General features: G+C 48.9%; 1 protein-coding gene. It reads right to left on the bottom strand.

Going from position 1 to position 683, the window contains the following annotated elements; translation table 11 throughout:
• A partial coding sequence (gene dcm / locus LIQ05_RS19440) for a DNA (cytosine-5-)-methyltransferase (RefSeq protein WP_330634051.1) occupies positions 1 to 683 on the bottom strand: 683 nt, incomplete at both ends.

Below are 683 nucleotides of genomic sequence, written 5' to 3' on the forward strand. Positions count from 1 at the left end.
CTGGTCAGCGTGCAGCTCAGTCCTTCTTCTGCGTAGACTCTTTCTCCCTGTTTGCCAGCATGGACTTGTATAAGAGCTGTTCCATTTGTTTTTGGGAAAGGTAATATTTTTCCGGCACATCTTTCATCAAGATATCCGACAATATACACCCGCTTCCTTGACTGGGGGACTCCGAAATCCTTGCTGTTAAGCACCTTCCATTCGACATGATACCCCAGTTCAGATAACGTACTGAGGATGGTGTGAAACGTCCGCCCTTTGTCATGCGAAAGCAGACCGGGTACGTTTTCAAGGAGAAAATACGCAGGTCGTTTGTCTGCAACCAGTCTGGCAACTTCGAAGAAAAGGGTTCCTCTTGCATCGGCAAATCCCTCCCTTCGTCCAGCAATGGAGAATGCCTGGCAAGGAAATCCCGCGCATAAAAGATCAAAGTCCGGCATTCGTTCTGTTTCAATATTTCTTGCGTCATTGCAGAACCACTCTCCTTCCGTATCAAACAGCACCCGGTAGTTGTGGTCTGCATACGCATCCGCTTCACAGTGTCCTACACAGGTGAAGCCCCCTGCTCTGTGCAGTCCTTCTCGGAATCCTCCGATTCCGCTGAAAAGGTCAAAAAATCGAATTGTTCCGGCTATCAGCCTCCCTTCGCTGCGAAAAAAACAGTGCAGATTTCTCTGCACCGT

Source organism: Blautia glucerasea (genome assembly GCF_020537505.1).
In the GTDB taxonomy this organism is placed as follows: domain Bacteria; phylum Bacillota; class Clostridia; order Lachnospirales; family Lachnospiraceae; genus Blautia_A.